Genomic DNA, 822 nt, shown 5'->3' with positions numbered 1-822 from the left:
AACGGTTTTGGAAAGCACCCAATTCAGCACGGTGGCTGTCTACATACTTAAGTGCCGCATCGATAACAGCTACAGACTCTTGTGCGCCGCCAACTGATGTTACATCGATAGTGTCAACCGTTACGTCTTTACCTGCTTGAATACCTAACTCACCAGCAAGACCACCAGAGAAAGACACATCGCCGCTCACTTTGTTGTTGCCAGTGAACATTTGTAGCTTGCCGTCTTCAGTTACAGATGCTTTAACAGAATCTTGTTGACCGTTGATGTACGTTGCTAGCTCTTCAATGTCGTCACCCGCTTTTGCGCTGATGTCGATTTCTTGTGCTTGACCGAAGTTATCAGTGAACGACATTTTTAGGTCGTTAGAGCCTGATTGAACGTTCCAATCTTTATCTTTCGCGTTCTCAGTTTGGTAGCTCTTACCACCCATCTGAGCGTTATCAGAGCGCATGTCTTTCAGTTGAAGCATTACCGCTTCACCGTTGTCCGCACCGATTTGGAATGACTGAGTTCCGTAAGTGCCATTAATGAGTTTGTTACCACCGAAAGATGTGGTTTCTGCGATACGGTTAAGTTCATTGTTAAGCGCAGTTACTTCTTCTTGAATCGCTACACGCTCAGATTTTGAGTTTGAGCCGTTTGAAGACTGTAGAGACAAATCACGCATACGTTGCAGGATGTTCGTTGTCTCGTTCATTGCACCTTCAGCAGTTTGTGCAATAGAGATACCGTCGTTCGCGTTACGTACAGCAACATCAAGACCACGGCTCTGAACGTTCAAACGGTTCGAGATTTGTAGGCCCGCAGCGTCATCTTTTG

At 46.0% G+C, this 822-nt stretch carries 1 protein-coding gene; it reads right to left on the bottom strand.

Annotated features, from left to right (window positions below):
• Nucleotides 1-822: flagellin (locus AB4329_RS22475; protein WP_372139337.1), on the bottom strand; the 822-nt coding region annotated here is incomplete at both ends.

It is taken from the genome of Vibrio sp. 10N.261.54.A5 (assembly GCF_041471145.1).
Classification (GTDB): domain Bacteria; phylum Pseudomonadota; class Gammaproteobacteria; order Enterobacterales; family Vibrionaceae; genus Vibrio; species Vibrio crassostreae_C.
This window is presented reverse-complemented; position numbering and strand designations above follow the sequence as displayed.